Source organism: Nocardioides sp., from assembly GCF_050699375.1.
Lineage (GTDB): Bacteria > Actinomycetota > Actinomycetes > Propionibacteriales > Nocardioidaceae > Nocardioides.
In genome coordinates, this window is the sequence record NZ_JBOHDN010000078.1 from 1 (window position 1) to 6129 (window position 6129).

7 protein-coding genes and 1 tRNA gene are annotated in these 6129 nt (G+C 67.5%); 5 read left to right on the forward strand and 3 right to left on the reverse strand.

Annotation, left to right across the window (positions count from 1 at the left end):
- Positions 1-1208 (reverse strand): UTP--glucose-1-phosphate uridylyltransferase (locus tag ACRDPS_RS05465; protein ID WP_431500616.1); only part of this gene is annotated, 1208 nt, incomplete at its 3' end.
- A gap of 23 nt (positions 1209-1231) precedes the next feature.
- Here ACRDPS_RS05465 and ACRDPS_RS05470 point away from each other — a divergent pair.
- The 4 genes from ACRDPS_RS05470 (at position 1232) to ACRDPS_RS05485 (ending at position 3471) form a co-directional block, all read left to right on the forward strand.
- Positions 1232-1849, forward strand: a complete 618-nt coding sequence (locus ACRDPS_RS05470; RefSeq protein WP_431500617.1) for a 5-formyltetrahydrofolate cyclo-ligase — start codon at positions 1232-1234, stop codon at positions 1847-1849.
- Positions 1850-1908: 59 nt separating this feature from the next.
- Positions 1909-2193, forward strand: coding sequence for an FmdB family zinc ribbon protein (locus ACRDPS_RS05475; protein ID WP_431500618.1), 285 nt, complete (start codon positions 1909-1911; stop codon positions 2191-2193).
- 201 nt (positions 2194-2394) lie between these two features.
- Complete coding sequence (locus ACRDPS_RS05480) at positions 2395-3054, forward strand: SAF domain-containing protein (RefSeq protein ID WP_431500619.1); 660 nt, start codon at positions 2395-2397, stop codon at positions 3052-3054.
- A 66-nt stretch (positions 3055-3120) separates the two neighbouring features.
- A complete protein-coding gene (locus tag ACRDPS_RS05485; RefSeq protein ID WP_431500620.1) occupies positions 3121-3471 on the forward strand; it encodes an MscL family protein in 351 nt (116 codons plus the stop codon).
- 36 nt (positions 3472-3507) lie between these two features.
- Here the strand turns inward: ACRDPS_RS05485 and ACRDPS_RS05490 are convergent, their stop codons facing one another.
- Together ACRDPS_RS05490 and ACRDPS_RS05495 are read right to left on the reverse strand one after the other, a co-directional pair.
- Positions 3508-3729 carry a hypothetical protein gene (locus tag ACRDPS_RS05490; protein WP_431500621.1) on the reverse strand — a complete coding sequence of 74 codons (222 nt, stop codon included), beginning with the start codon at positions 3727-3729 and terminating at the stop codon, positions 3508-3510.
- Complete coding sequence (locus tag ACRDPS_RS05495; protein WP_431500622.1) at positions 3729-5462, reverse strand: LCP family protein; 1734 nt, start codon at positions 5460-5462, stop codon at positions 3729-3731. The genes ACRDPS_RS05490 and ACRDPS_RS05495 overlap by 1 nt, the downstream gene beginning before the upstream one ends.
- 583 nt (positions 5463-6045) lie before the next feature.
- On the opposite strand from ACRDPS_RS05495, the gene ACRDPS_RS05500 reads away from it, so the two are divergent.
- Positions 6046-6118 (forward strand) — tRNA-Arg (locus ACRDPS_RS05500).
- Positions 6119-6129: the final 11 nt, after the last annotated feature.

Below are 6129 nucleotides of genomic sequence, written 5' to 3' on the forward strand. Positions count from 1 at the left end.
GCGACGTACTTGTAGTAGTCGCCGTCCAGATCGATGAACGGCACGTCGTCGGCAACCTGGTCGAGCACGAAGTTGTCGGCGATGTCGTAGACGTCGGAGCGGAGGACGAGGAGGTCGTTGGTCGTCTTGACCGGGACGAACCGGTCGCGCCCGACCTCGATCAGCTGCGAGCCCTCGAAGACCTCGATCGCGGAGCCCATGGCGGTCTCGATCTGGACGACCTTGGGGGTCTTCGGGTCAGCGGGATCGACGGTCTTCTCGTTGCGGATCATCGGCAGGCCGAGGATGCCGTCACGCTCGGAAAGCACCCTCTTGAGCGCCTTGAGGTCGAACCAGATGTTGTTGGTCGAGCAGTACTTGTGGCGGTTGAGGTCCTGCAGCGCCACCTTGTCCTCGTCCAGCGTCTGCGCTGTCTCGCGCAGGATGAGACGGCCGTCGGACTTGCGGCGAGCGAAGTGCCCGCCCTTGCGGTCGCTCGGGGTGCGGCGTACGGCCTCGATCGCGAAGGGAGCGCCGGACTTGGCGAACCAGCCGGCGACCTTCTCGTCGGGGACCGCGCCGAGGTTGTCGGAGTTGGAGACGAAGACCCGCTCGTAGCCCTGCTCGATGAGCAGGTCGAGGAGCCCGGTGTCGAGCAGGGCGGTGTAGATGTCGCCGTGGCCCGGCGGGCACCACTCGAGCTCGGGGTCCTTGGGCCACTCGACCGGGGTCAGGTCGTCGACGAGCAGGCGCGGCTCGCGGTTCTGCAGGAACTCCAGCGGCAGACCCTCGACCGGCAGGTCCTGGTAGCGCTCGAGCGCGGCCAGACTGTCCTCGGAGGTGCGGAAGGAGTTCATCAGCAGCAACGGGAGACGTACGTCGTACTTCTCGCGCATGTGCAGGATCTGGCGCGCGATCACGTCCAGGAAGCTCAGGCCCTTGCGCACGCACAGCAGCGACTTCGCCCGATCCATGCCCATCGAGGTGCCCAGGCCGCCGTTGAGCTTGATCACCGCGGTGTTCGCGATCGCCTCGTGGGCCTCGACGTCTGTGACCTCGGCGTCGCTGATCGACGGGATGTCGACCGGCTCGATCGCCTCCTCCGGGATCATCCCGGTCTCACCGTGCTCGAGCTGGCGGTAGTAATGTGCGAACGTCTGCACCGCGACGTCGTCCACGCCGGCGTCGCGCATCTTCGCCATTGCCTTGGCCAAACCTGGGCTACCCATAGGAGAAAGCCTAGGCTGTCGTCGTGTCGGGTTCACACACCCCTCCGGGTTCTGATAGTCCAGCCCCCGCTGACGTCGTCGGGCGAAAGACTGCCCTACGCGACCAGCTGCTCACCAGTCGGGGACGCATCGAGGTCGCGCGGCTCGGCGAGCTTGCCCGGTCGTTGACGCAGGTCGTCGTCGATATACCGGACGTACGCAGGGCCGAAACCGTCGCTGTCTACGTCTCGATCGGCAGTGAGCCTGGTACCGGGCTGCTGCTCGACGAGCTGATCTCGGCAGGGAAACGGGTGCTGCTGCCGTGCCTGCAGCCGGACAACGACCTCGACTGGGCCGAGTACGACGGGGCTCTGGTCCGAGCGCCTCGTGGGCTCCTGGAACCCGACGGGGAGCGGTTGGGCGTCTCCGCGATCGCCCGCGCCGACGTCGTGCTGGTTCCGGGCCTGGCCGTCGACTCCCGTGGGTATCGGATGGGGCGCGGCGGCGGCTCCTACGACCGCGTCCTCGCTCGGGTGCCGGCCGAGGCGCTCACCTGCGTACTCCTCTATCCGTGGGAGGTCGGCGTCCCGGTGCCCGTCGAGGCGCACGACCGGGCCGTGGGAGCGGCCGCGAGCGCGGAGGGAATGCGGCGGTTCGACTAGGCGTTCGCTAACATTGGCAGTCGCGCCCGTCGAGTGCCAGATTCTGTTCTAGGAGACCCGTGCCCACCTATCAGTACGCCTGCACCGAGTGCGGCCACGCCTTCGACCAGTTCCAGAGCTTCAGCGAGGCCTCGCTGACCGAGTGCCCCGAGTGCCGCGGCAAGCTGCGCAAGGTCTTCAGCGCCGCCGGCGTCGTCTTCAAGGGCTCAGGCTTCTACCGCACCGACTCCCGCTCGGGTTCGTCGGCCGGCTCGCCCTCCTCGGCGCCCGCCACCTCCTCCTCGGACTCGGGCTCGTCGTCGACCTCCTCGCCGGCCCCCGCCGCCTCCGGCTCCTCCGACTGACGCCGAGAAGCCACCACGTCGCCGAGACGTCACTTCTGCAGGCCGAGAAGTCAGTTCTGCAGGCCGAGAGGTCACTGCAGTGCCAACTCGGCCTGCAGAAGTGACTTCTCGGCGAGGGGTTATCCACAGGGTTGTGCACAAGCGGGTCGGGGCTGTGGATAGCGAGATGCGGGGATCGTACGGGCGGCTTAGCGTGCCCGCATGTTCACTCGACTCAAGACCTTCGCCCGCCGCGTACGCCGCGGGGTTCTCGCCCACCGACGCCTGCTGGCGTTCCTGCTGACCGCCGCGGCGGTCGCCACCGGGCTCTCGGCCACTCGGCCACACCCACCCGACACCTCGACGATGACGGTCGCTTCACGAGATCTGCCGGTCGGCACGGTTCTCGGCGCCGCCGACCTGATCGACGTCGAGACCGACCCCAACAGCATGCCCGCCGACCTTGCCGAGACACCCGTCGGCGAGCGGCTGGCCGCACCGTTGCGTCGCGGCGAGCCCGTCACCGACGTACGCCTCGTGGGGCCGGAGCTGACCGAGGGCTACCCCGACCTGGTCGCGGTGCCGGTCCGGCTTCCCGACGCCGAGATGGCCGGGCTGCTCCATGTCGGCGACACCGTGGACCTGTATGCCACCGACCCCGCCACAGCCAAGACTTCCCTGGTCACCACCGACACGCTGATCCTCAGCCTCCCGCAGGCTGCCGCGAAGAGCGGCGATGATTCATTGACACAAGGAAGGACCGAGGGGTATGGCGTAACGAGCACGTCGACGGGACGTCTGATCATCGTCGGAGTCTCCGCGAGCAGTGTCGAGGAGGTCACGTCCGCAGGGGTGGGTGGATTTCTCACCTTCGCCTACTGACCACCAACCTACGCCGCATCCCGGAGCCTCCTTCACCTCACACACTGAGCAACAGGAGAGCAAGACATGGACGGTTTCAAGAAGTTTCTGCTCCAGGGTGACCTGGTCAAGCTGGCGGTCGCCTTCATCATGGGCGGCGCGTTCGCCACCGTCGTGACCGCAACGGTCGACGTCATCATGGATCTGCTCGGCAAGGCCGGCGGCACGCCGGACTTCTCGAACTACGAGCCGGGCGGCGTCAGCCTCGGCGCATGGTTGACCGCCCTCATCGCCTTCATCATCCTGGCCGCGGTCGTCTACTTCCTCATCGTGAAGCCCTACACCCACGCCAAGGAGCGCTACTTCCCGGACCCCGAGCCGGGCGAGACCGAGGTCGACATCCTCAAGCAGATCCGCGACAGCCTCGGCGCCCGCTGATCCAGCCCCGATAGCTGCAGCACCGTCGGTGCCGCCTCATCCTCCGTGGTGGGGCGGCACCTGCGATTTCAGCCAACGGTCCGAGGCGGACTCTCCCGACTCCGCGGACGGCTCCCGCTCGTCCTGGGTCGTCTCGGGAAGTACGTCACCGAAGATCCGCGCGAGCCGCTGCTTGCGCTTCCACTCCGGCTCCTTCGATTCCTTCGCCTCGGCATCCTCGTCCGAACCGACCTTGTCGGAAGACTCGTCCTCAGCCATCAGCACAACCCCGCACGCTCGCGGTCCGCCTTCGCCTGCTCGGCGATCTCGGCGAGCTCCTCCTCGCTGGCCCCACTGCTGGCACCGCCGGAAGCATCGCCCGAGGACCCGTCGGAAGCCGCGTCGTCGGAGGGAGCCGGGTCGGCGGTCTCGCCGTCGGTGCCTTCGTCGCCAGAGCCTTCGCTCTTCTTGCCCGAAGCCTGACCGGCATCAAGCGAGCCGGCCGCTATCTTCTTGGTCAGCGGCTTGTCGTTGGCGATGGCCTTCCAGACGTTCTTGGCGCGCTCCTCATCGAGAACGACGCGGTTGGGGTTCTCCGGGTCGGCACCAACGGGGATGGTCAGGAACTTGATGTTCTCCATGCCGATGCTCTGGAACCCGGCGCCGATCTTCGCCATGGTGTCGAGGCTGTCCTTGAGGCCCTCATCCATCGTCAGACCCTTGGTGGCAGCGTTCAAGAAGCTGAGCACCTTCGTCGGACTCGACAACGTGTCGCCCGAAAGCAGCTTCGCGGCCATTGATCCGATGAACGCCTGTTGGCGCTTCGCCCGCAGCAGGTCGCTCCCGTCGTTGAACACATGTCGCATGCGTACGTACTGGAGGGCCTCCTTGCCGTCGAGCGTCTGGGGGCCCTTCTTGAACTTGGCGCCCGTGTACGAGTCCTCGACCGCCTCGGGAAGGCAGACATCGACCCCGTCGATGGCGTCGACCATCCCCTTGAAACTTCCGAAGTCGACGACGACGACGTGGTTGACGGTGATGTCACATTTCTCGCCGCACATCTCCGTCGCCACCGATTCCAGCTGGGCAGCCGTACAGGTGGGGCCGCCGGTTTCGTACGCAGCGTTCCATTGCACGTAGTCGGCCGACTCGGACTTGCCACCGTCATCGGTCTTACATGAGGGGCGGTTGACCATCGTGTCGCGAGGAATGGAGACGCCGTACGCGAACTTTCTGTTAGCCGAGAGGTGCAGCAGGATGCTGGTGTCCGAGCCGCCACCACTCTGGTCATCGAGACCACAGCCCTTGCAGTCACGGCTGTCCGAGCCCATCACGAGGATGTTGATCGGTTCCTTGGGACCGAGGTCGCCCGCACCTTCGCCGAGGCTGACGGTGTTGATGTTCGACTTGAGATGCCGGTAGGTGTAGACGGTGAACAGCCCGACGATCAGCGCCAGCACGAGCAACGACGAGCCGAGGATCTGCCAGACGCCGACGCGCGGCTTGTCACGGTCGTCAGGCCCGCTCGGCGGGTAGGGGGCGTACGGCTCCTGGTAGCTCCCTTGGGGGCCATAGTCGTCATACGGCTCGTCGTCGTAACCGCCGTCGTACGCAGCGGCTCGGTGCCCCGAGGGCGGATAGGGCTCGTGGCGGGCCTCGTGCAGCTCGTCGCGTGAAGCGGTGCGCCCCCGAGGCTCCGCCGGGACGGGTCCCGGCACGACAGCGGTCGCGCCCGGGTCGTTCCAGTCGAACTCCCGGGCCGCCGACGGGGCCAGCTGCTGGTCGGGAACGCTGGGCGCCGGAGGAGGCGGATAGGTCTCCTGGCGATACCACTCCTGCGCCGGCGCCACCGCGGTCTCCTCGGCAGAAGGCGCGGGCGGCGGAGGGACATGACGGCCCGGGCGCGGGGTCCCCCGCAGCGGCGGGGCTACCGCCGTGGCGTCCGGGTCGCTCCACTCCTGAGGTGCGGGCGGTGCGGGGATCGGCGACGGGCCCGGGGTCTCCCGGCCCATCGCCTGAAAGCGCTCGGCCCGGGTCGGCTCGCGCCGCGGCTGCTCCGCACGGGGTCGCTCGGCGCGAGGACGCTCGGCACGCGGCTGCTCAAGACGGGACTGTTCAACACGGGGTTGTTCAACATGGGGCGGTTCCGGCTGCGCCCTCTCAGAAGGGGCCGGCCGAGCGGCCCGACGACCACCGGGGGCAGGTGCGGGCGCCGGGGGTGGCGGCGACACGAACTCGGACGGAGCTGGGCGGGCCGCCCGTCGCCCGCCACCGGCCTCGGCCGACGGCTGATCGGTCGGTACGTCAGCAGCCCGGGAACCACGAGCAGCGCGAGTCCCCCCAGACTCCTCGCGCTCCGGCTCGTCGGCACCGTACATCCACTCGAATCCGGACACGCCCGAGCCTGAGTCCTCGCCCCCGCGTCGGGGAGGCATGGGGTCAGGCATAGATCACCGTCACTCGTCGCTTGTCTGATGGGGGATCGGGTTGAATCGACGGTGACTCAACCTACGCGAGAGCACCAAGTTTGGCCCCTCACCGCATCGAACCCCAAACCGTAGTATCCCCCAACGCCATGGCAAGATATCGCCGTATGCCCCAGTAGCTCAGTGGATAGAGCAGCCGCCTCCTAAGCGAAAGGTCGCAAGTTCGACTCTTGCCTGGGGCACCCAGACAACC